General features: G+C 45.9%; 1 protein-coding gene. It reads left to right on the top strand.

All coding sequences use genetic code 11. The features are described from left to right. A partial coding sequence (locus HMPREF9965_RS12670) for a hypothetical protein (RefSeq protein ID WP_004243026.1) occupies positions 1–2,260 on the top strand: 2,260 nt, incomplete at both ends.

Genomic DNA, 2,260 nt, shown 5'->3' with positions numbered 1-2,260 from the left:
TGTATCAGCTAGCCAATCAGCTTCAGCGTCTGTATCTGCAAGTCAAAGTACTTCAGCGTCAGTATCTGCAAGCCAAAGTGCCTCAGCTTCAGCATCTAACAACCAGAACTCAGCTTCTATCTCAGCAAGCGCGAGCCACTCTGCGTCTGTATCAGCAAGCCAAAGCGCTTCAGCATCAGTAAGTGCTAGTCAATCAGCATCAGTATCAGCTAGCCAATCAACTAGCGCATCAGTAAGCTCAAGTCAATCAGCTTCAGCATCTGTAAGTGCAAGCCAATCAGCAAGCACATCAGTAAGCTCAAGTCAATCAGCTTCAGCATCTGTATCTGCAAGCACAAGCTTGAGTAACAGCGTATCAGCTTCAATCAGTGCATCTGAATCAGCAAGCACAAGCTTGAGTAACAGCGTATCTGCATCAATCAGTGCATCTGAATCAGCAAGCACAAGCTTGAGCAACAGCGTGTCAGCTTCAATCAGTGCATCTGAATCAGCAAGCACAAGCTTGAGCAACAGCGTATCTGCATCAATCAGTGCTAGCCAATCAGCAAGCGCATCAGTAAGCTCTAGCCAATCAGCTTCAGCATCTGTAAGTGCAAGCGAATCAACTAGCGCATCAGTATCTGCAAGTCAATCAGCTTCAGCATCTGTAAGTGCAAGCGAATCAACTAGCGCATCAGTAAGCTCTAGCCAATCAGCTTCAGCATCTGTATCAGCTAGCCAATCAGCAAGCGCATCAGTAAGCTCTAGCCAATCAGCTTCAGCATCTGTATCAGCTAGTCAATCAACTAGCGCATCAGTATCTGCAAGTCAATCAACTAGCGCATCAGTATCTGCAAGTGAATCAGCAAGCACAAGCTTGAGCAACAGCGTGTCTGCTTCAATCAGTGCATCTGAATCAGCAAGCACAAGCTTGAGCAACAGCGTATCTGCATCAATCAGTGCTAGCCAATCAGCAAGCACAAGCTTGAGCAACAGCGTATCTGCATCAATCAGTGCTAGCCAATCAGCAAGCGCATCAGTAAGCTCAAGTGAATCAGCTTCAGCGTCTGTATCAGCTAGTCAATCAACTTCAGCATCAGTAAGCTCAAGTCAATCAACTTCAGCATCTGTAAGTGCAAGTGAATCAGCTTCAGCATCAGTATCTGCAAGTCAATCAGCTTCAGCATCAGTATCTGCAAGTCAATCAGCTTCAGCATCTGTATCAGCTAGCCAATCAGCTTCAGCATCAGTAAGCTCAAGTCAATCAACTTCAGCATCTGTATCAGCAAGTGAATCAACTAGCGCATCAGTAAGCTCAAGCCAATCAGCTTCAGCATCTGTAAGCTCAAGTCAATCAGCTTCTGTATCAGCAAGTGAATCAGCTTCAGCATCTGTATCAGCTAGCCAATCAGCTTCAGCGTCTGTAAGTGCAAGCCAATCAGCAAGCGCATCAGTAAGCTCAAGTGAATCAGCTTCAGCATCAGTATCTGCAAGTGAATCAACTTCAGCATCTGTATCAGCTAGCCAATCAGCTTCAGCATCAGTATCTGCAAGTCAATCAACTTCAGCATCTGTATCAGCTAGTCAATCAACTAGCGCATCAGTATCTGCAAGCCAATCAACTAGCGCATCAGTATCTGCAAGTGAATCAGCAAGCACAAGCTTGAGCAACAGCGTGTCTGCTTCAATCAGTGCATCTGAATCAGCAAGCACAAGCTTGAGCAACAGTGTATCTGCTTCAATCAGTGCATCTGAATCAGCAAGCACAAGCTTGAGCAACAGCGTATCTGCTTCAATCAGTGCTAGCCAATCAGCAAGCACAAGCTTGAGCAACAGCGTATCTGCATCAATCAGTGCAAGCCAATCAGCAAGCACAAGCTTGAGCAACAGCGTATCTGCATCAATCAGTGCTAGCCAATCAGCAAGCACAAGCTTGAGCAACAGCGTATCTGCATCAATCAGTGCATCTGAATCAGCAAGCACAAGCTTGAGCAACAGCGTATCTGCAAGCCAATCAACTAGCGCATCAGTATCTGCAAGTCAATCAGCTAGCGCATCAGTATCTGCAAGTGAATCAGCTTCAGCATCAGTATCTGCAAGTCAATCAACTAGCGCATCAGTAAGCTCAAGCCAATCAGCAAGCGCATCAGTAAGCTCAAGTCAATCAACTTCAGCATCTGTATCAGCTAGCCAATCAACTAGCGCATCAGTAAGCTCAAGTGAATCAGCTTCAGCATCTGTATCAGCTAGCCAATCAACTAGCGCATCAGTATCTGCAAGT

Source organism: Streptococcus mitis bv. 2 str. SK95 (genome assembly GCF_000222705.1).
GTDB lineage: Bacteria > Bacillota > Bacilli > Lactobacillales > Streptococcaceae > Streptococcus > Streptococcus mitis_AY.
The sequence above is the reverse complement of the archived record's forward strand: the minus strand, read 5'-3'. Positions and strand labels throughout refer to the sequence as shown.